The following is a 21433-nucleotide window of genomic DNA, read 5'->3' as shown; positions in this document are numbered from 1 at the left end:
TGGTAATGTGAAATAAATTACATAGTAAGAGCGTAATCAGGAATTGACAAATTGCAGGCACGAAAATATAATTAGGTAGCCTAATTAATACATGGTTTAATTATTTGGAAACCTAACTAAAAATGGGGTGGAAGCATTGGGATAAATCGCGAAGGTGAAAACTCAGTCGGACACAAGCTTTTCTCTGCACTTCGGAAGCTGCGCAAAGGGCATTGGCATCACTCAGTGGAGGGGCACAAGCCAAGTGAGATGACTTTATTGATATGTATTGCACGGGCGTCGCATACTTCAGATCTGGGACTTAAGGTGTCGGAGATCAGCCGCTTCCTGGGACTGACTCCGCCAACAGTAACCCAGCTGATTAACAGTCTTGAAGCCAAACAGATGGTAGAACGGCAGGCTGATCCGTCTGACCGGAGGGTAGTGCGCATCAAGTTGACCGAACAGGGGAAAATTATTACCCGCAGGGCCAGGGACCATATGGACGCCACACTTAACAGGATGGTGGAGTATTTAGGTGAGGAAGAATCTGATCAACTGGCGGAACTGCTGCTGAAAGTCTATGCCTTTATGGAGGATAATCCTCCGCCTAATCTAGACCGGTTACAAATGAACGGAGATGAGAAGCATGATTAAATTAATGAAACAACTGAAGCCCTTTCGCTGGGCCATTGCGGCTGTACTGATTCTTGTATTTCTGCAGTCCATGGGGGATTTGTATCTTCCGACCCTGATGAGTGACATTATCGACAAGGGGATTGTGGACGGCGACCAGCCTTATATCTGGAGAATCGGCGGCTTCATGCTGCTGGTGGCGGCTGGCGGTGTGCTATGCTCTATTATTGCCAGCTATCTGTCAGCCAGAGTGGCGGCAGGCTTCGGGAAGAATACCCGTTCCCGGGTGTTCAATCATGTGGAGAATTTTACGCTCCATGAATTCGATAAGCTGGGTACGGCCTCATTGATTACACGTACCACTAATGATATCACACAGGTTCAGACAGTATTGACTATGATGCTCCGCATGATGGTCGGTGCCCCGATGATGATGATCGGCGGGATTATTATGGCGGTGTCTGAGGACGCCAAGCTCTCGCTGATTTTTGTAGTGGTGATTCCGCTGCTGGTCGGAGCGATATTTTTCATCGGAATGAAGGGTCTACCGCTGTTCAAGGCGATCCAGATCAAGCTGGACAAATTAAATCTGGTGCTGCGCGAGCATCTGACCGGTATCCGCGTCATCCGCTCCTTCAACCGGATTGAGCATGAGAACAGACGGTTCAGTTCGGCGAACCGCGACCTTACCGACACGGCGATTAAAGTGAACAAGGTGATGGCGGGACTGATGCCGCTGATGATGATCGTCATGAACTTCTCGATGATTGCCATTCTGTATTACGGTGGAATCCGCATTGGCGATGGGGATCTGAAGGTTGGCTCCCTGATGGCATTCATTCAGTATGCAATGCAGATTATGTTCTCGCTGATCATGGTGTCGATGATGTTCGTGCTGATTCCAAGAGCTTCTGCCTCAGCGCTGCGCATTAATGAAGTGTTGGATATGCAGCCAGAGATTAAGGACCCTACCTCTGCAGAACTGAAGAATACGGCTACAGCTACACATGAGGATGGCCGTGACGGATTGCGCGGGTATGTGGAGTTCGACAATGTATCCTTCGCTTATCCGGGTGCAGAGCAGGCAGCCTTGTCGGGGATTACCTTCAGTGCGCGCCCTGGTGAGATAACCGCCATTATCGGCGGAACCGGGTCAGGCAAGTCCACGCTGCTGAATATGATTCCGAGATTCTATGATGCCATAGAAGGTACAGTAAGTGTGGATGGTGTGGATGTGCGCCAGATGACGCAGGAGGAATTGCGGAGCAAGATAGGTTATATTCCGCAAAAAGCCGTGCTGTTCACTGGTACCATCAACGAGAATATCCGTTACGGCAAAGAGGATGCTACCGAGGAGGAGATTCTTCATGCTGCCAAGGTGGCACAGGCCTATGACTTTGTCACAGCGATGAAGGAAGGCTTCGATTCAAGCATCTCCCAGGGGGGCGGTAACGTCTCCGGCGGCCAGAAGCAGCGTCTGTCGATAGCCCGTGCCCTTGTCCGCAAGCCGGAGGTATATCTGTTCGATGACAGCTTCTCCGCACTGGACTTCAAGACCGATGCCAAGCTGCGTGCCGCGCTCAAGGAGGAGACTACGGAATCTACTGTCCTTATCGTCGCACAGCGGGTAAGCACGGTAATGGATGCAGACCGGATTATCGTACTGGATGAAGGTCAAATTGTCGGTATGGGCACGCACCGCGAGCTGCTGGACAACAATGAGGTGTACCGCGAGATCGTATCCTCGCAGCTGTCAGAGGAGGAAATAGCATGAGTGAGCAGAACAAAGCAATGAAGCCGCCCGCCCGCAGACACGGCGGATTCGGCCCCGGCCCGGGCGGACCCGGCATGGGTATGCCTCCCGAGAAGGCGAAGGATTTCAAGGGCACCCTGCGCCGCCTGATCCGGTATTTGCGCCCGCGCCAGGTACAGCTGATTATCGTATTCGTAATGGCGATTGCCAGTACCGTATTCAGTATTTTCAGCCCCAAGGTGATGGGTAAGGCAACGACCAAGCTTTTCGAAGGCGCTTATGGCAAGATGATGGGCGTGCCTGGGGCGGCGATTGATTTTGGCTATGTGAATGATATTCTGATCCTGCTGGCAGGCCTGTATCTGTTCAGCGCGCTGTTCAGTTATATCCAGCAGTATGTCATGGCCGGTGTGGCGCAGAAGGTCGTATACGACATGCGCGAGCAGATCAACAGCAAGCTGGAGCGGCTGCCGCTGAAATATTTCGATTCCCGGACCCACGGGGAGATTCTTAGCCGGGCGACCAATGATGTGGACAACATCAGTACCACCCTGCAGCAGAGCTTAACCCAGCTGATCACCTCTATTGTGACGATTGTCGGGGTTATTGTGATGATGCTGACGATCAGCCCGTGGCTAACCCTGATTACGATCGTAACGCTGCCGCTGAGCTTCGTGGTGATTATGCTGATCACCAAGCGCTCCCAGACCTATTTCGTCGGACAGCAGAAATCGCTGGGCCAGCTGAATGGTCATGTGGAGGAGATGTATACCGGGCACCGGATCATCAAGGCTTTTGGACGGGAGAAGAATTCCCTGAAGGACTTCAATGCCATCAATGAGGATCTGTATAACTCCGGCTGGCGCTCCCAGTTCATCTCCGGGATTATTATGCCGCTGATGATGTTCATCGGGAACCTGGGGTATGTGCTGGTATGTGTGGTCGGCGGGATCTTCGTGACCAAAAAAGCGATCGACGTCGGTGACATCCAGGCATTCATCCAATATTCGCGCCAGTTCACCATGCCGATTACGCAGACTGCCAATATTGCCAACATCATTCAGTCCACCATCGCTTCGGCAGAACGTGTATTTGAACTGCTGGATGAGGACGAGGAAGTCCCTGAAGTGGCTGCTACACTGGCGAAACGTTCAGCAGCTGCAGAAGAGGGCTCTGTGGAATTCCGGCACGTACAGTTCGGCTACAAGCCGGGTGAACTCCTGATTGAAGACATGAACATCGAGGTCAGTCCGGGACAGACCATTGCAATTGTAGGACCAACCGGAGCCGGTAAAACCACACTGATCAACCTGCTCATGCGCTTCTATGAGATCAGCGGCGGGGAAATTGTGATCGACGGTGTGAACATCACCGATATGAAGCGCAGCGAGCTGCGCAGCAAATTCGGTATGGTGCTTCAGGATACCTGGCTGTTCAACGGGACCATCCGCGATAATATCGCTTACGGCCGGGAAGGGGCTTCGGAGGCTGATGTGGTGCGGGCAGCCAAGGCTGCGCATGCCGATCACTTCATCCGTACGCTGCCGCTCGGGTATGACACGATTCTGAATGAAGAGGCCTCGAACATCTCCCAGGGTCAAAAGCAGCTGCTTACCATCGCCCGGGCGATTCTGGCCGATCCGTCCATCCTCATTCTGGATGAAGCAACCAGCAGCGTAGATACGCGGACAGAGGTGCAGATCCAGAAGGCGATGAACACGCTGATGCACGGCAGAACCAGCTTCGTGATCGCTCACCGCCTGTCCACCATCAAGGACGCCGATCTGATCCTGGTGATGAACCAGGGTAGCGTCATTGAGAAGGGCACCCATGTGGAACTGCTGGAAGCGGGCGGCTTCTATGCCGATCTCTATAACAGCCAGTTCTCCGGGGATGACCTGCCGGACGCAGGCTGATCCGAATAGAACAGTTACCTGAATATAGCCGGCTGTAGACCACAGCCAAGTATAACTTAGCGTTCATGCAGAGCGTCTTCGGACATTCTCTGTATGAACGCTTTTTTTGTCGTTTAGGAAATTATAGTTTCCTCCTGAAGTGGGTAAGGCGTGTTTAGAACATACATTATGCTCGCACGCAGGCGCTTGGCCCGAATGTATGCGAAAAACAGCATGCATTATGCTCGCACGCAGGCGCTTGGCCTGAATGTATGCCAAAAACAGCATACATTATGCTCGCACGCAGGCGCTTGGCCTGAATGTATGCCAAAAACAGCATACATTGTGCTCGCACGCAGGCGCTTGGCCTGAATGTATGCCAAAAACAGCATACATTATGCTCGCACGCAGGCGCTTGGCCTGAATGTATGCCAAAAACAGCATACATTGTGCTCGCACGCAGGCGCTTGGCCCGAATGTATGCCAAAAACAGCATACATTGTGCTCGCACGCAGGCGCTTGGCCCGAATGTATGCCAAAAACAGCATACATTATGCTCGCACGCAGGCGCTTGGCCTGAATGTATGCCAAAAACAGCATACATTATGCTCGCACACTGTTCCACCTCATCCCTCCATTCCTGCTCAAAATACAAATTTTCCAGTATTCAATCCACCTAAATCGGGAATTGTTGTATAGAAGGCATGATTCATCCTCTACGTAACGCTCGACAAATCAAAGTTCCTGCATGTCGTACAACAACATTCCGGATAATCGGGTTATTGATGGGCAGAAGCTGCAATACATGCAGCATTTTCTTCCACTTAATCCACATCATATGAAGACAAATCGGTGAAAGCGCTACTGCGATGACAAAACCCCATTTTCTATGTTTTTCAAAAAAAGATTTGCTTAAAAATTTCGGGGTATATATGATAAGGATATCAAAATGACCCGCGGCTCATTTTTGGGCGGACGGATAGGAGAGAGGATGAAAGGTATGTCGGGCTACGGAAAATGGGTAGCAGGGAGCAAGACCAAATGGATCACTCTGCTGGTATGGGTTGCGCTGGTCGGGGTGCTTACGATGCTATGGCCATCAGTGAATTCACAGGTTGCTAACAATGCCTCCAATCTGCCGGAGGATTCACAATCGGTGCGGGCATCGGTCGTTGCTGAGAGAGAATTTCCGGCCGGAAGCGGAGTGCCGGCACTGCTTGTATGGCATCGTGACGGAGGAATCGCGGAGGAGGATCTCGTACATATAACAGCAGTATACAGCAAGCTTGAGCAGCAGCCTCTTATGCATCAGAACTTCGTTCCTCCGCTGGGCAAGCTGCCGCCGCAGGCGCTGCAGGCGTCCTTGTCGGAGGACCGGAGCACGCTGGTCACCCCTGTGCTGTTCGACAAGACGGCAGACAGCGACCAGCTCGGAGAGTCGCTGAAGAGCTTGAAGGAGCTGGTCCGGACGGAGACGGGGACTGACCCGTCTGCCGCCAAGCCGGACAGCGGAGACTTGAGCCTGCGCGTATCCGGCCCGGTCGGAATCTCGGTAGATGCTACAGGGCTGTTCAAGAATGCCGATGTGTCGCTGCTGATTGCCACCGTCATTCTGGTGCTGGTCTTCCTGCTGCTGATCTACCGTTCACCCATCCTGGCGCTGATTCCGCTGGTTGCTGTAGGCTTCGCTTATGGCGTAACCAGCCCGGTGCTTGGCCTGATGGCCAGGGAAGGCTGGATTACAGTGGATTCGCAGGCGGTCTCGATCATGACGGTGCTGCTCTTCGGGGCAGGGACAGACTATTGCCTGTTCCTGATCTCGCGCTTCCGTCAGATGCTGAAGGTGGAGGAGAATAAGGGGCGCGCACTGCTGAGCGCCATTTCGCATTCCTCCGGGGCAATTGCGATGAGCGGCTTCACGGTGGTGCTGGCCCTCTTCGCTCTGCTGCTGGCCAAATACGGCGCGTATCACCGGTTTGCAGTACCGTTCAGCGTATCCATCCTGATTATGGGGGTAGCCAGTCTTACCCTGGTTCCGGCCTTGCTGGCAATCTTCGGACGGACCTCCTTCTTCCCGTTCGTGCCGCGCACGCCACAGATGGAAGCAGAGCGGGCCAAGGCCAAGGGCAGACCGGTGCCGCAGCCGCAGCCTGCCCGCCGTAAGGGAATCGGGTACCTGGTGGTATCCCGTCCGTGGGCCATTGTCGGAATTACCGTAGTACTTCTGGGAGTGCTGGCCTCATTCTCCAGCGGAATTAAGTTCACCTATGATATTCTGTCGTCATTCCCGAAGACTATGGAGTCGCGGGAAGGCTTCGACCTGATCGGCAAGCAATTCTCCCCCGGTGAGCTGGCGCCCGCCAAACTGATAGTTGATACGGAAGGGTTACCCGGCGGAGAAGACCTGAAATCCGTGCTGAGCAGCCTGTCTTACGTGGATGTGGTCTCAGACCCGCAGCAGGGGGCCGTCAATCCGAAGATTACTGCCTATGATATCGAATTCAAGGACAATCCGTATTCGATTGAGGCGATGGACCATATCCCGGCACTTCAGGCTACGGTTGAGTCGGCCCTGACGGAATCCGGGATTGAGAACGCGCAGGATAAGGTATGGATCAGCGGCCAGACCGCTACCCAGCACGATACCAAGGAGCTTGGGGAACGTGACACCGATCTGATCATCCCGGTCGTTATCGGCCTGATTACGGTGCTGCTGCTGGTCTATCTCAGATCTGTCGTAGCCACAGTCTATCTGGTGGGGACAGTAATTCTATCGTTCTTCTCGGCACTGGGCCTGGGCTGGATCATTATTCATTACGTGCTCGGAGCAGATGCGATTCAAGGGGCCATTCCGCTATATTCCTTCGTCTTCCTGGTAGCGCTCGGGGAGGATTATAACATCTTCATGGTCTCGAATATCTGGAAAAAGCGGAAGCATATGCCGCTGAAGCAGGCGATTGCAGAAGGTGTGAATGAGACCGGCTCGGTCATTACCTCCGCCGGATTAATCCTGGCCGGTACTTTCGCCGTGCTGGCAAGCCTACCTATTCAGGTGCTGGTCCAGTTCGGCATCATCACTGCGATCGGTGTCCTGCTGGATACCTTCGTGGTCCGTCCCTTCCTGGTACCGGCTATTACTGTTCTCTTCGGACGTCTGGCCTTCTGGCCGGGTAAGCATCAGGAAGTAAGTGAAGCCTCTGCTTCGGATACACAGCGGTAAGAAGTAGTTAGTTCTACAATTTTCTGGAGAAACAACAAAGAAATCGCCCTTTCGGGAAAATGGAAGATCCATCAACCATCCCGAAAGGAGCGATTTTTTTGCTGTTGCCAGCGAATCTCTATTAAAGGGAGAAGCCCTTTTTTTGAGCGAAGCTAGTAAACAAGTGAGTTCATTCCATAAAAGCAGTAAGGTACGAAGCTGCCTTCGTAGCGAAAAAACAGGAATAAGTGTATTCTGTGCAACTAAAAATAGGGAAACGGGTGGACTTCCTCTTCTAAGTGTAGTCTGTACAACTAAATTTGCCCGGATGGGCGAAAATCCAGGTATAGGGGCATTTTAATTGCACGAACTACATCTAAACGGAGATTTGGCAGCGTATCGGACGATTTAGTTGTACGAATTGCAATTAAGCCTACCCCTTGCACCCTAATCGGGGTGAGGTAACCCCTCAGCAAGCCATTAGTTAAAGTAATTCTCAACATGTTTAGATCTGATGTGCTACTAGTCAGCCTGGACATCCGGAGTACGGCTGTGCAGCAGCTCGTACTTGTCGAGCGAGGAGCCGACAATGGCTTCGTTCCGGCCGGCACCGCGGTGCGAGTCCCGGAAGGCGGGACTTGAGGTCCAGCCGTTCAGCGCTTCCTCATTCTCCCAGACGGTGCTGATCTTCAGCTCCTCCACGCCTTCCTTGGGAGCGCCGCGCCACACCTCCATGCGGATGAAGCCGGGGATGCTCTGCACCCCGTTATCTGCGCTGAACCGTGAGGCCAGCGCTTCACCATGTCCTTCCTTGATCTTAATCGTATTGGTAACTACCAGCATGCCAAGTCCTCCTTGTAGGGCTGTACGTAATGTCTGTCTTTGTTGTACGTAATGTCTGTCGTTATTGCGGATTCGTGGTCCAGATGCCTGCTGTTTTCAGGAAAACGCGGTCAGGCAGCTTAAGTGCAGCGAGCGTCAGCTCGGCCACATCCTCCGGCTGCATCATCCGGTCCTCGTCCCCGATCTTAAGACCCGCATCGGCAGCAAGGCCTGTATTCACTGTGCTTGGGGTCAGCGCTACGACACGGATATTATGCTTACGCACCTCCATCGCCAGCGACTCCGTCATGCCCATGAGCGCAAACTTGGAAGCACAGTAGGCTGAGCCTGTAGCGAAGCCGCGTTCTCCTGCGGTGGAGGAGATATTGATAATATTGCCGCTCGAACGCTCGATCATCGCAGGCAGTGCCGCGCGGGTCACATAATAGGCCCCGAACAGGTTGATCTGCATATGCCGTTCCCAGTCCGCCGGGTCCATCTCCAGAAACGTGCCGAACTGGGCGATCCCGGCATTGTTAATAAGCGCGTCGAAGGGGCCGAGGTCCTTCTGCAGGGCCACTACCGCCCGCTCCGCTTCTTCACGTACGGCAATATCGGCTACAGCGATACTGACCTTGATGTCGTACACCTCGGTCAGCGCCGCCTTCAGCGCCTCCAGATCCGCCGAGGTTCTGGAGATCAGCCCCAGGTTGGCGCCTTCCTTAGCCAGCCCCATAGCGAGCGCCTTGCCGATTCCCTTGCCTGCACCTGTAATGACAATACTGGTTCCTCTCAAATCCATAACCTGTCGTCACGCTCCTTATATATAGAATGATGGGTAATTCTAGAAGATACTGTCTATTATACCTGAGCGGCCGGGCACAATCACGCCGGAGCCGCACCTCCGGCAGTGCAGACCGCCAGGCCCCCGGTACCACTTGTGCCGCCTGTGCCGCTAATGCCCCGCAGCGCCCGGTCATCCCGCTTTAGTCTTCCGGCGTAATTGTCTTAAGCGGCAGGGTCGCCGGACCTTCGAGCACATCGCCTTCGTAGGAGAAGCGGGAGCCGTGACACGGGCAATCCCAGGAGCGTTCGGCATTATTCCATTCGCATTCACAGCCCATGTGGGTACAGGTTCTGTCCACAAGATGCAATTGGCCCTCAGGGTCGCGGTAGGCACCTACGCGTTTGCCGTCATGGAAGACAACAGCCCCCTGATCCGGCTCCAGATCTTTTGTCTTGGTGTGCACAATCTCCACTTTGCCGGCCACCAGCTCCTTGGCGACCGAGAAGTTCTGCACGATGAAGTTCTTGATGGCTGGAACGGCCTTGAAGCGTGAGGGATCATATAACCCGGTGTACGGGTTGCTGCTTCCCAGAATGCCGTCTGCGATCAGGCGGGCAGCCACGGTTCCGTTCGTCATGCCCCATTTTCCGAAGCCGGTAGCGATATAGATCTCCTCGTCCTCAGCGCGCTTACCGATATAGGGAACCCGGTCCAGCGTGATCAGGTCCTGGGTGGACCAGCGGAACGGAATACTGCGGATGCCCAGTTGCTCCCCGGCGAACCGCTCCAGATTCTCATAATGGCCGAACGTACAAATGCCTTGACCCGTCTTGTGGTTCTCCCCGCCGGCGATGACCAGCTTCCGGTCTCCCCATTCCACTGCCCGCAGCGAACGGGCCGGTTCACCGGCACTCAGATACATGCCGCCCTCATAATCCGTCTCCGGCTCGAAGGCCAGACAGTAGGAGCGTTCGGCATGCAGCCGTGAGAAGTAGAGGGAGCCGCCGTCATAGAAGGGAAAGTGGGAAGCCGACACGGCATGGCGGCAGCGGATCTGGAGCTTCTCTCCCTCGGTATGCAGGGTTATCTGTCCGTCCGTATCAACCTTCTCTCCGATCATCGTATGCTCAAATACGGCGCCGCCCCTGTCCAGAACCGCCTGCAGCAGTCCCTTCAGGTACTTTAGCGGGTGGAAACGGGCCTGATCCGGCATCCTGATAGCCCCGCCTGCACCCAGCGGCAGGGGGACCTGATCCAGCCACTCTCCGGGCAGTCCCAGCTTGCCGTAAGCCTCGAATTCCTTATTCAGCGCCTTCAGCGTCTTCTCGTCACCTTGATCCGCATACAGGTAGGCCGCCTCCCGCTTCATCCCGCAGGACAGGTCCAACTCCTCCGCTGTGGCAATCATCCATTCCATGGCCTCGCTGTTCGACTGATAATACATCCGGGCCTGCTCTTCGCCGAAATGCTTCAGCAGATCATGATAGATCATGCCGTGCTGGGCGGAGATTTTGGCGCTGGTATAGCCGGTGGTTCCGCCGAGAATCTGTCCGGCTTCAAGCAGTGTGACCTTATATCCGGCCTTGGACAGCAGATAAGCGGTAGTAATCCCGGTAATTCCTGCCCCTACAATAGCTACGTCTGTGACATGATCTTCCGCAAGCACCGGAAAAGACGGCAGACCTGTACTGGCTATCCATAACGATTCCGGAAATTGCGGAAGACCTTGCGGACGGGGTTCCTGTGTGCTCATAGTCTAGTCCCTCCTAAGTGATGATCCATTTCATTTATTACCACTCTTCCGTGAAAAGAAACGCCCCGCTCCCCCGGCAGGTGCATGAAAACCGCCAGAAAGTGCCAACCTAAGAAGAAATTCACGGAGCAGCGGGCGGAGAGGGGCAGAGACCTATGTCGGAACAACAGCATACACAGGCGGTTCTGCTCGAATGGATCAGAAGCCAGCTAAGCGGGTTCGGCGACCTTGAAGACAAGGTCTTGACGATTCCGGCGGGACAGGTCAGCCTGCTCTATATCAAAAGCGTGACAGACGGACAGGCCATCAGCCGCAATATTATTGCTCCGTTCTACGAGATGGGCCATCCCGCAGCCTACTACAGCTATGTGGCCGATTACCCCGGCAGTGAAGAGGTGACAGACGGGCAGCGTGCTCTGGATCTTCTGCTCAGCGGCTATGCCTGTATTGGGCGGGAGGGCAAGCTCTGCTGCTTCGATGTCCTCCGGGCGGAGGCCAGCAGTATCAAGGAGACGATTACGGAGAGTATCAGCCAAGGTCCCTCCGATGCGCTGGGGGAGAGTCTGGCGGTGAACCTCAATCTGGTCCGGCGGCGTTATCTGTCCTCTGCGCTCAAGATGGAATTTACCGTTATCGGCAATGTGTCCAAGACCAAGGTGGCGATCCTCTACGACGAGAGCCGGGTGAATCACCAGGTGCTGGCGGAGTTAAAAGAGAAGCTGGACTCGCTGAAGCTCGACATTCTGCAGGCTGCCGGTGAACTGGAGAAATATATCAGCAGCGACAAGCTGCGCATTTTTCCCAAGACCATAGTAACCGAGCGCCCCGACCGGGTGGTATTCAATCTGGCAGAGGGCAAGGTGGCGGTCCTGCTGGATACGACCGGGTATGCGATTGTGCTTCCGTCCATATTCAATGATTTCTTCACCGCCATGGATGACAAAATCCATCTGCCCTTCGTCGGCCGCTTCCTGAAGCTGCTGCGCATTCTGGGCGTGGCCATGACGTTATGGCTGCCGGCCTTGTACATTGCCTTCACCTCATACAATCCGGAGATTGTGCGGGTGCAGATCGCCCTGCTGATCGGGGGAAGCCGCGCTACGGTGCCTTATCCTTCTTTTGTCGAGGTGATTCTGATGATGATCATGATGGAGTTCCTGACGGAGGCCAGCTTGCGTCTGCCCAGAGCCATCGGTCCTACAGCGACCACGGTCGGCGGTCTGATCCTGGGGCAGGCTGCTACAGCGGCGGGGCTGATCGGCAACATTATGATTATTCTCGTCTCCGTAGTGGCGATATCCAATTTCCTGGTTCCGCTGAATATGATGAGCTTCTCCATCCGTGTGCTGAAGTATTTCTTTGTCATTGCCGCAGCTGTGCTCGGGCTTGTGGGTGTCGTTATCTGCCTGGTGGGCTTCACGCTGTACTTATGCAGCCAGCGCAGCTTCGGCCAGCCGTATTTCAAGATGTTCGCCCTTGATGCGCTGGGAGCGTCACTGAAGAAGAAAAGTGGGGGCTCCTAATGGCAAACAGCCGCTATTTCTACTGTCTGTTTCTCATGAACTCCCTGATCAATATCATTAACTTCACCCCACGGGAGCTGATGGATGCCCGCTTCGACGGTGCGCAGTCCTCCATCCTGGTTGCGGTGGCTACGGGCACCCTGTTCATCTACCTGTTCACCAGAGTCATCCGTAAATTTCCGGGGAAGGGACTGCCGGAGATCTTCGGTTCAGTGATGCCGAGGCTGCTGGTCTCCCCGCTGATTGTTGTATATGCGGTTCTCTGGTATCTGGCCGGGGCGCTGATTCTTCTGTCCTTTGTGGACATTACCCTCCGGTTCATCAGTCCGGACACCAGCCCGATGGCAGTCTTGCTCGGGTTCCTGGTATTGACCTGCCTCTGTGCCAGAATAGACTCGCTGTCCCTGCTCTATGGACTGGAAATTACGCTGGCTATCACCCTGCCCTTAATTCTGTACACGACAGTCAAAGCAGTGGTGAACCCGGACTTTAGCTGGGACGCTGTGCTGCAGATCATGACACATGCCCTGCATCCTCCAGACTGGAACAGCATTGCGGCGGCGACCTTCACGTTCAGCGGCTACATAAATATGGCGGTCTTCAACCGGGTATTTCATGGCTTGAAGCTGAAGCATATCTGGATTCTGAGTCTGGAGGGGCTGCTCGTGCTGGCCATCACGTTTTATGTGCCCATCGGATATCACGGAACCGTCGGTGTTGAGCGGCATGTGTACACCTGGTTCACCACAGCGGACAGCATCCGGATTGAGTCGTTTTTGATTGAGCGTATGCTCTATCTCTTTTATTTTGCTTACAGCACGCTGGCGCTGGTCAGTGCCATTATCCAGTGGCATGTCGGCAAAGAGCTGCTCCTCAGCCAGCTCCCCTCCGCCCCCGGCAGACCTAAGACCAGACAGTGGCAGGAGATCGTCATTCTGGCGGTTTTTGCAGCGGGCACCCTGCTCCTGATGCGCATAGATCAGTACGACCTTAATATGCTCGGGGTATTCCTGCTGCATATCCGCTGGTACGGGGAGCTGCTGCTGATCCTGCTGTTATTCGGGTGCTACTGGATGGTAAGGAGGCGAAGAGCGTGAGAGCGGGAGTAATCGGGACTCTGCTGGTGATGCTGCTGTCCGCAACCATGACCCTGGCCCTTGCAGGCTGTAATTTCAAGGATATTGACCGGAGAATATTTGTCGTTGCTATTGGCATTGATCCCGGCCGGAAGGAAGGAACGTTCAAGGTTAGTCTGAAGCTGGCGATTCCGCAAGGGGATGTCACGAAGATTGACGAGAAGATGCAGATCCTGACCGAAGAATCGGATAGTATCTCTGAAGCACTGCGCAGAATGAAGTCCAAGGTGGAGAAGGAGCTCGACTATGTGCACTGCAAATCGGTAATTCTGGGGGAAGGGCTTGCCGCAGACGATATCCGGCATGTAACGGACTGGGCAGTCCGGCGCAGAGACATCCAGCTGATTCTTAATTTCGCCGTGGGCAGGCCGGGGGCGTTGGAGGTGCTTCAGGTTAAGCCGCCGTCAGAGCGCATTCCGTCCAACTCGCTGATTCTGGCAATGAGTGGGCAAGGCACCGAGTCGCCCTTCATCTCCAGTGTGTATTCCTATCAGCTGATGCGGAGTATTTATGAGAATGGGATAGACCCCATATTGCCGGTTATTGAAGCGCAGAAGAAGGACCAGTTCCTGATTGACAAGATCGCTCTGCTGGATAAAAGAAAAATCAAGCTGGTCCTCTCCCCGGACGAGACCCGGCTGTTCAACCTGCTGTCCCGCTCCAATCTGCGGACGAACTTCCCCGCCCATATAGGCGGCGGTATGTATCAGTACTATACGGAGAGCTCCTCTTCAAGCTACCAGATTGTCACTCCCGCAGATGAAGATCCCTATCTCCGCTATACCATTAAAATCCGGGCGATCCTGGAGGAGAGCAGCACGGCGGAGACCGTCACCCACCATATGCTGAAGAGAATTGGGGAGGCCGGTGCAGCGGAACTGGAACATGCTGTAACCGCACTGCTGGTCAAAATACAAGGCAGCGGCATGGACCCGCTGGGCTGGGGGCTGCATTATGGCGCGCGGCACTGGAATAATGATACGGAGATGGCTGACTGGGAGCGTCTGTATCCCCGGCTGCAATTTCAGGTCAAGGCCAAGGTGGACATTAAATACTCGGGAATGATCAAATAGAGCCGCGGCGGATTGACGCTTCCGGCATCAGGACTTATACTTGATCTAAAAACAAATTAGAGGATGATAAAGATGAGAACCCTGAACCTGACCTCTCAGCGTCAAGCCGTGTATGATATCGTCCGCAATTCCCATGATCACCCTACCGCTGCGGAAGTCATGAACCGGCTGGTTGAGCAGGGGCATAACCTCGCTTATGGAACGGTCTACAATTCCTTGCGCTACCTTACAGATAAGCAGATGATCCGCGAGCTGAAGCTGGGGGAGGCGGCCAGCCGGTATGATGCGCGCCTGGACGACCACCAGCATATTGTCTGTGAAATCTGCGGTGCCGTGGATGAAGTGATGAGCCAGGTCCCGCAGGAGTGGAGCGACTCGGTGGCAGCAGATACAGGCTATTCGATCACTCATACGCATGTGGTATTCGGAGGCATATGCCCGGCCTGCCAGAGCAGAAATTCACGCCAGAACTAGGACGTTTGTATGAGTTGTGCTGGCTCGCTTAGTAATGTAATATAACAAAAGACCGTTTTCATGGAAACGGTCTTTTTGCTGTGCTCCTATAAAAATTATCAATAAATATAGGGAAATTATCATTAATTGCCGGAAAAAAGAGGGTTTCGGGGGCTGATATTTAATTATATATAAAGCTGCCGCTATGATCCTTCTTAAGACCCAGGAAGAATGAAAGAGAGAGTGAGTCCATTATATGAATAAAAAGGTGCGTCTGAACATCCGTACGAAGCTGATTACTACCTATCTGCTTGTCCTGCTGGTACCGAGCATCATTATAGGCTGGTTAACCTATCAATCGGCCAGCAGCAACATAGGGGAGCAGCTTACCAATAATGCCCAGGAAAGTGTAGTTGCAGTGAACCAGATCATAAGTTCCAATATTCAGTCGAAAATAGATGATATTCTCTATTTCGCCGGACAGCTTCCGGCAGATTCCATTAATAACGAGGCGGCCGGACTGGCGGCGCCTGCCCTGGAGAACAGATTGCGGGAGTATGCCGCGCTGCATCCCGATGTGCTTGATATTTATGCCGGAACCAGCAAAGGCAAGAGCATCCGAGCGGCAGAGCTGGAGCTGCCGGAAGGCTATGATCCGCGCAAGGAGAATACATATATCAATGCGCTTAAGAAGGGCAGCGGCACTGTGATCTCACCGGTATTTCAGACGGTGAACGGGGAGAGCGCCATTGCGGTATCGGCGGTGCTCGCAGGCGGGGACGGCGTAGTCAGTCTTGATCTGAATCTGTCCTCCCTTGCCGGTATGACGGATATCAAGGTCGGTCAGGAGGGCTATATTCTGATTATCGACAGCAGCAAGAAATTCCTGGTTCATCCCACAGAAGCGATTGGTGCGGAATCCTCGCTTGAGTTCGTGAAGCAGATGTTCGGGAGTGAGAGCGGAAGCTTCGATTATGTATATAAGGATGCACCCAAGAAGATGACCTTCATGGTGAATGAGCTGACGGGCTGGCGAATTGGAGGCACTATCAGCTTGAATGAGATTACGCAGGCAACCAGCGGCATCCGTGAGACGGTCTGGCTGGTCATCTCTGTATCCGTGCTGCTGGCGCTGGTGCTGATCTATTTCAACATTGCGTCGATTCTGAAGCCGCTGATCCGCCTGCGCAAGGCAACCGAGCGGATTGCCGGCGGCGACCTGTCGGAGGATATCGGGGAATTCCGGGGGGATGAGATCGGCCTGCTGGCCGGGAATTTCCGCCTGATGGTGGAGAATCTGCGGCAGATGATTATCGGGGTGCAGACGATGACGGATAATGTCTCTTTCTCTGCGGAGCAGCTGAGCGCGGGGGCAGAGCAGACGACCAAGGCTATAGAGCATGTGACAGTGGCCATCCAGGAGGTGGCAGCGGGCACGCAGCAGCAGGTGGGCAGTGTACATAAAGGAATGGCAAGCACGGCAGCCACCACCACCGAGGTAGCCCATATCTCGGAGTTCATGCAGCAGGTGTCGGTAATGATGGACAAGACCTCGCTGTCGGCTTCGGAGGGCAATGATTCGGTCATCAGCGTAGTCGACAAAATCAACGGCATTCATGAGACCGTGGAGGAGATGGGCAAGGTCATCGATCAGCTGAGTGAGCGGGTCGGGCAGATCCAGGGGATTACCGGCGTGATCTCGGGAATCTCGCGGCAGACGAACCTGCTGGCGCTGAATGCGTCCATAGAAGCGGCCAGAGCCGGTGAACAGGGCCGCGGGTTCGCTGTGGTAGCCTCGGAGGTCCGCAAGCTTGCGGAAGAATCTGGAAAGTCAGCAAGCCTGATCTCCGAGCAGGTTGCCTCTATCCATTCAGAGATGCTCCGGGCTACGGCAAGCATGGAGGATGCGAAGACCAAGGTGATGGACGGCATCATGGCTGTGGATACAACGGGACGTTCGTTCTCGCGTATCCGCAGGGCGATTAAGGGGGCAGCGGAGACTATAGGCGGAATGAACGAAGGCGTTCAGACCCTGACTGCAGAAGCAGATAGTCTGGATCAGGCTATTAACGAGATCCGCGGCATTACCGAGGCTGCGGCAGGCAGTACCGAGACGATCTCGGCAGCCGCCCAGCAGCAGCTTGCCTCGGTGGAAGAGATCGCCTCTTCCTCAGCCGACCTGAGCCGGCAAGCCGATGAATTGCAGCAGCTGGTCGGACGCTTCAAGCTGTACCCAGGAAACCAGGCTCCTGCCGCGCCGGAAGCGGTCAAGCCGGGGGAGAACCTCCCTGGGGATCAGCAGAATTCATGAGGCCGAATATGCGGTCTGGTCTTTTCTTTTACCTCACTTTGCAAGTATACTGGTAAGCAACAATACGGGGTGATGAAGGGGAGAAGCGTTCATGGCAGAGCAATTAAAGGGCATTACCGTAGCCCTGGCCGGTCCGCGTAAAGCGGAAGATATGGCCAAGCTGGTAGAGAATATGGGAGGAACCGCGCTGCACCGTCCCGCTCAAGGGACAACCTTTCTGGATGATGCAGCCCTGCGTGAGGGGCTGATTGCCTGGACAGAGCAGCCGCCGGATCTGGCTATTCTGACTACCGGTATGGGGCTGGACGCATTGTTCGAGACGGCTGCGAAGCTGGCGCTTGCGGACCGCTTCCTGGAGGTTCTCTCTGGCTCACCTGTTGCTGCCCGTGGTTATAAGACAGTGAATGCCCTGAAGAAACGGGGACTTGAGCCGGTCGTACGTGACGATGACGGCAGCTCTGCCGGACTGATTCGCGGCCTGCAGGACTATGATCTGCAGGGCAAGCGGGTCATGCTTCAGCTGCATGGGGAGACTGCCCCGCAGCTGACCGGTTGGCTGGAGCAGGCGGGCGCAGCCGTAAGCTGTGTGCAGCCTTACCGGTATACTCAGCCGGAGCCTGGAGCGCTGGAGCTGCTGCTCACAGAGATCACCCAAGGACAGGTGGATGCAGTGGCGTTCACAAGTGCGCCGCAATTCCGCTTCCTGGCACAGCATGCGCGGGAGCAGGGGCAGCTTGCGGCGTTGGTGCAGGCTTTTGAAGAGAGGGTGCTGGCGGTATCTGTCGGCCGTATGACCTCGGAGGCCCTGAAGGAAGAAGGCGTGAAGCGGATTGTCATGCCGGAGCACGAGCGGATGGGCAGCATGTTCGTTACCCTGGGCCGCTATATTGCGGCTAACCGGTAGCAGCAGGCCGTTCAATTACAATTACTACTACAATTACAGAGAGAGATGGAGGAGGAGACCATATGGACAAGAGAAAATGCCTGTTGTTAGGCGATTACACACACCCCCGGTTTCACCCGTTGCAAGGTGTGGACAAGCAGGTCAGTGAAATTCTGCATGAGCTTCTGACGGTACAATGCTCGGAGAACAAGAAGCTGATGCTAAGCGAGCATTTGTCCGGATATGATCTGTGCATCGCATATAATGAATTGTGGAATGAAACCGTATCTCCGCAGCAAACGGCAGGTCTGCTGAGCTATGTCAGCGGAGGAGGCGGTCTGATTGTCCTGCACACCGGGGTATCCCTGGCGAAGCGTTATGAGCTGGCTCAGCTGATCGGTGCCAGATTCACCGGCCATCCGGCTTATACTCCGCTTCAGTTCAAGGTGCAGGAGCATGATATTACCGAAGGCATCGAAGACTTCCAGCTCGATGAAGAGCCATACCGGTTCGAGTTCGATCCGTTCACCGAGAAGCAGATTCTGCTCGAATACGAAGCGGACGGGGAGATGCTGCCTGCGGCCTGGTGCCACAGCTATGGCCTGGGACGGGTGGTCTATCTGATGCCCGGCCATCATGAGCCGTCGTTCCGGCATCCGGCTGTTCGTCAGCTGATTCTGCGGGCAGCCACCTGGGCGGCGCGTATCCCCAGATAATCAGCAAATAATCGGCAATATCGAAGCTTAGCCCCACTTTGTGGGGTTATTTTGTGAAATGGCGGGCGAAGGGGTATACTTTATCCATAACTGCAATCTTTGGGAGGGAAGTACCATGAGTGATCTGTTGAAGAAAGCTATCTCATTAGGCGTAGGCCTCACCATTGTCAGCAAGGAGAAGGTTGAGAAGGTCGTTGACGAGCTGGTAAAGCGGGGCGAGCTGGCCCCATCGGAATCCAAGGCGCTGGTGGAACGGCTGGTAGAGCGCGGAGATGAAGAACGGGGTGTGTTCAAGTCTGCCGTGCAGGAGCAGGTTCAGCGGGTGCTGAAGGAGCTTAAGGTACCTGTGCAGGAGGATATCACCAGGCTGGAGTCGCGCATTGCCCAGCTTGAGGGCCGTGTTGCCGAGCTTGAGGGCAAGTCACCCCAGGAGACCACCGTGCCGGAACAGCGTACGGAATAAATGGCTGTCCGCATAAGGCATGCCGGACGTTACCGGGCAATCGCCATGGCGCTTATGCGTCATGGCTTCGGCTATATGGTGGAGGAACTGGGCCTCTACCATCTTCTGTCGCTTCCCCGCCGGATCATCACACAGGAGGTTCATGAAAGTGTGACCCTCGCTGAGCGGGTCCGCAGGGTGCTGGAGGAGCTGGGGCCGACCTTCGTCAAATTGGGCCAGCTTGCCAGTACGCGCTCCGATCTGCTGCCTGATGCGATTATTCAGGAGCTGGTCAAGCTACAGGACAATGTGCCGCCGTTCTCAGCCGAGACGGCCCGCAATATTCTGGAGCAGGAGCTGGACCAGCCTATTGATGCGGTCTTCGAATACTTCGAGAACAATCCGCTCGCTGCCGCCTCCATCGGCCAGGTGCACCGCGCTGTGCTGCATGGCGGACAGAGTGTTGCGGTCAAAATACAACGTCCAGGCGTCATGCGGACGATGGGCAGGGATCTTGAGATTCTATCGGATCTAAGCCTGCTCGCCGAGCGCAAGATGGACTGGGCCAGGCAATACGGATTAGCCCGGATGGTCGAGGAATTCTCCCGGGCGCTGCTGGCGGAGCTGGATTATGCCCAGGAAGGGCGCAATGCCGAGCGTATAGCCGGGCAGCTGTCTGCTCAAGATAACATCTATATTCCGGCCATCTACTGGGATTTCAGCTCCACAAGGGTTCTGACTATGGAGTACATGGAAGGGATTACGCTGAACCGCAAGGACGAGCTACTGGGCTCGGGCATGAAGCTTAAGACGATTGCCCAGCAGCTCGTGGAGATGATGCTGAACCAGATTTTTATTCATGGCTTCTTTCATGCCGACCCGCATCCCGGGAATGTCATGGTGCTGGAGGACGGAAAGCTGGCCCTGATCGACTTCGGAATGGTCGGGCGGCTTAGCGAGGAGATGAAGGATGGCCTGTCCGCGCTGGTGATTGCACTCATGCGCAAGAATACGGACTCAATGGTACGGGCCATTCTGCGCCTGGGAGTGATCCCGGAGGAGGCCGACCGGATGGCACTGCACGAGGATATGGACCGGCTGCGCGAGCAGTATTATGATATCCCGTTCAAGCAGGTCAGCATCGGCAAGGCGCTGAATGATCTGTTCAGCATTGCCCGCAAGCACCGGCTGGTCATTCCGCCGGATCTGGCGCTGCTGGGCAAGACGATGCTGACCCTGGAGGGCATGGTCGCCAGCCTGGACCCGGCCTTCAGCATTATGCAGATGGCCGAGCCGTTCGGCAGGCGGCTGATCAAGCAGCGCTTCAGCGGAAGCCGTCTGCAGCGCAAGCTGCTGGGCGGGGTAGCTGATCTTGCCGAGAGTCTGGTTGAGCTTCCCGCTCAGGCCCGGCAGCTCTCCTCGCTGATCAGCAAGGGGAAGCTGAAGGTGGAGATCGGGGTCCCCGAGCTGCAGGACCTCGAGCATAAGTTCAGCCGGATCGGCAACCGCCTCTCCTTCAGTATCGTGCTGTTGGCCTTCAGCATCATCATGGCCGGACTGATTGTTGCCTCCTCCCTGCGCGGCGAGCCGTCGCTGCTCTGGGACTTCCCGATTGTGGAGATCGGCTCGGTCATCGCGCTGCTGATGATTCTGTGGCTGCTATTCTCTATCTTCAAATCGGGCAGATTCTAGCCGGAAGAGACGGATAAATAATTATTCTTCGCCGAATGCATACAAAGGTTGCAAAATCAAGTACAATATTAAGATAACTTGCCACAATTAAAGTGTAATGGAACGCAAATGGAGTGCCGTCTGAACGTCCGGTGGATCGCTGCTGCGCCGTATAACCGAACGTTCGACCGCTGCCTTGCGGGCCCATGGGACGGAAGGGCTCCGGTGACGGGGTGCTTCCGCTTTTATTTAATATGATAAGAATGTGAAACGGTACCGTCCTTATACAGGGCCTGAGGGTGAGATCCCCTCTGCTTACCTTGCGTACATTACTCCGTTACATGGATGAATATAAGTTATGGACTGACATGATGAACTGAAAATTTAGAAAATTAGTGAGG

The 21433-nt window shown here is 54.8% G+C and carries 16 protein-coding genes; 13 read left to right on the top strand and 3 right to left on the bottom strand.

What is annotated here, in order from left to right:
- Positions 1–249: 249 nt before the first annotated feature.
- The 4 genes from NYE26_RS28995 to NYE26_RS28980 all read left to right on the top strand — a co-directional run bounded on the left by NYE26_RS28995 (position 250) and on the right by NYE26_RS28980 (position 7483).
- On the top strand, positions 250–636 hold the full coding sequence (locus NYE26_RS28995; protein ID WP_339251986.1) for a MarR family transcriptional regulator: 387 nt from the start codon (positions 250–252) through the stop codon (positions 634–636).
- Complete coding sequence (locus tag NYE26_RS28990; protein WP_339251984.1) at positions 629–2389, top strand: ABC transporter ATP-binding protein; 1761 nt, start codon at positions 629–631, stop codon at positions 2387–2389. Before NYE26_RS28995 ends, NYE26_RS28990 begins: the two co-directional genes overlap by 8 nt.
- Positions 2386–4284, top strand: coding sequence for an ABC transporter ATP-binding protein (locus NYE26_RS28985; protein ID WP_036728258.1), 1899 nt, complete (start codon positions 2386–2388; stop codon positions 4282–4284). Before NYE26_RS28990 ends, NYE26_RS28985 begins: the two co-directional genes overlap by 4 nt.
- Positions 4285–5254: 970 nt before the next feature.
- Positions 5255–7483, top strand: coding sequence for an MMPL family transporter (locus NYE26_RS28980; RefSeq protein ID WP_339251982.1), 2229 nt, complete (start codon positions 5255–5257; stop codon positions 7481–7483).
- 501 nt (positions 7484–7984) lie between these two features.
- Here NYE26_RS28980 and NYE26_RS28975 read toward each other — a convergent pair.
- The 3 genes from NYE26_RS28975 to NYE26_RS28965 all read right to left on the bottom strand — a co-directional run bounded on the left by NYE26_RS28975 (position 7985) and on the right by NYE26_RS28965 (position 10824).
- Positions 7985–8305, bottom strand: a complete 321-nt coding sequence (locus NYE26_RS28975) for an antibiotic biosynthesis monooxygenase (protein WP_036728263.1) — start codon at positions 8303–8305, stop codon at positions 7985–7987.
- A gap of 61 nt (positions 8306–8366) precedes the next feature.
- Positions 8367–9086 carry a 3-ketoacyl-ACP reductase gene (locus NYE26_RS28970; RefSeq protein ID WP_339251980.1) on the bottom strand — a complete coding sequence of 240 codons (720 nt, stop codon included), beginning with the start codon at positions 9084–9086 and terminating at the stop codon, positions 8367–8369.
- Positions 9087–9270: 184 nt separating this feature from the next.
- The gene (locus NYE26_RS28965; protein WP_339251978.1) at positions 9271–10824 is read right to left on the bottom strand and encodes an FAD-dependent oxidoreductase; all 1554 of its coding nucleotides are present in this window, start codon (positions 10822–10824) and stop codon (positions 9271–9273) included.
- A 155-nt stretch (positions 10825–10979) separates the two neighbouring features.
- Between NYE26_RS28965 and NYE26_RS28960 the strand changes: the two genes are divergently transcribed.
- The 9 genes from NYE26_RS28960 to NYE26_RS28920 all read left to right on the top strand — a co-directional run bounded on the left by NYE26_RS28960 (position 10980) and on the right by NYE26_RS28920 (position 21053).
- Positions 10980–12347 carry a spore germination protein gene (locus NYE26_RS28960; protein WP_339251976.1) on the top strand — a complete coding sequence of 456 codons (1368 nt, stop codon included), beginning with the start codon at positions 10980–10982 and terminating at the stop codon, positions 12345–12347.
- Positions 12347–13444, top strand: a complete 1098-nt coding sequence (locus NYE26_RS28955; protein ID WP_339251974.1) for a GerAB/ArcD/ProY family transporter — start codon at positions 12347–12349, stop codon at positions 13442–13444. Before NYE26_RS28960 ends, NYE26_RS28955 begins: the two co-directional genes overlap by 1 nt.
- Positions 13441–14556, top strand: a complete 1116-nt coding sequence (locus NYE26_RS28950; RefSeq protein WP_339251972.1) for a Ger(x)C family spore germination protein — start codon at positions 13441–13443, stop codon at positions 14554–14556. The genes NYE26_RS28955 and NYE26_RS28950 overlap by 4 nt, the downstream gene beginning before the upstream one ends.
- Positions 14557–14628: 72 nt before the next feature.
- Positions 14629–15030: a transcriptional repressor gene (locus tag NYE26_RS28945; RefSeq protein WP_036692190.1), complete on the top strand. Its 402-nt coding sequence runs from the start codon at positions 14629–14631 to the stop codon at positions 15028–15030.
- 235 nt (positions 15031–15265) lie between these two features.
- Positions 15266–17320 carry a methyl-accepting chemotaxis protein gene (locus NYE26_RS28940; RefSeq protein ID WP_339251969.1) on the top strand — a complete coding sequence of 685 codons (2055 nt, stop codon included), beginning with the start codon at positions 15266–15268 and terminating at the stop codon, positions 17318–17320.
- 91 nt (positions 17321–17411) lie between these two features.
- On the top strand, positions 17412–18224 hold the full coding sequence (locus NYE26_RS28935; RefSeq protein ID WP_339251968.1) for a uroporphyrinogen-III synthase: 813 nt from the start codon (positions 17412–17414) through the stop codon (positions 18222–18224).
- A 62-nt stretch (positions 18225–18286) separates the two neighbouring features.
- On the top strand, positions 18287–18919 hold the full coding sequence (locus tag NYE26_RS28930; RefSeq protein WP_339251967.1) for a ThuA domain-containing protein: 633 nt from the start codon (positions 18287–18289) through the stop codon (positions 18917–18919).
- A 115-nt stretch (positions 18920–19034) separates the two neighbouring features.
- Positions 19035–19382, top strand: a complete 348-nt coding sequence (locus tag NYE26_RS28925; protein WP_036728281.1) for an ATP synthase subunit B — start codon at positions 19035–19037, stop codon at positions 19380–19382.
- The gene (locus NYE26_RS28920) at positions 19383–21053 is read left to right on the top strand and encodes an AarF/UbiB family protein (protein WP_209868541.1); all 1671 of its coding nucleotides are present in this window, start codon (positions 19383–19385) and stop codon (positions 21051–21053) included. It begins immediately after the preceding gene.
- Positions 21054–21433 lie beyond the last annotated feature (380 nt).

The sequence above is a fragment of the Paenibacillus sp. FSL P2-0136 genome (assembly GCF_037975325.1).
Taxonomy (GTDB): Bacteria; Bacillota; Bacilli; order Paenibacillales; family Paenibacillaceae; genus Paenibacillus_AQ; species Paenibacillus_AQ silagei.
The sequence above is the reverse complement of the archived record's forward strand: the minus strand, read 5'-3'. Positions and strand labels throughout refer to the sequence as shown.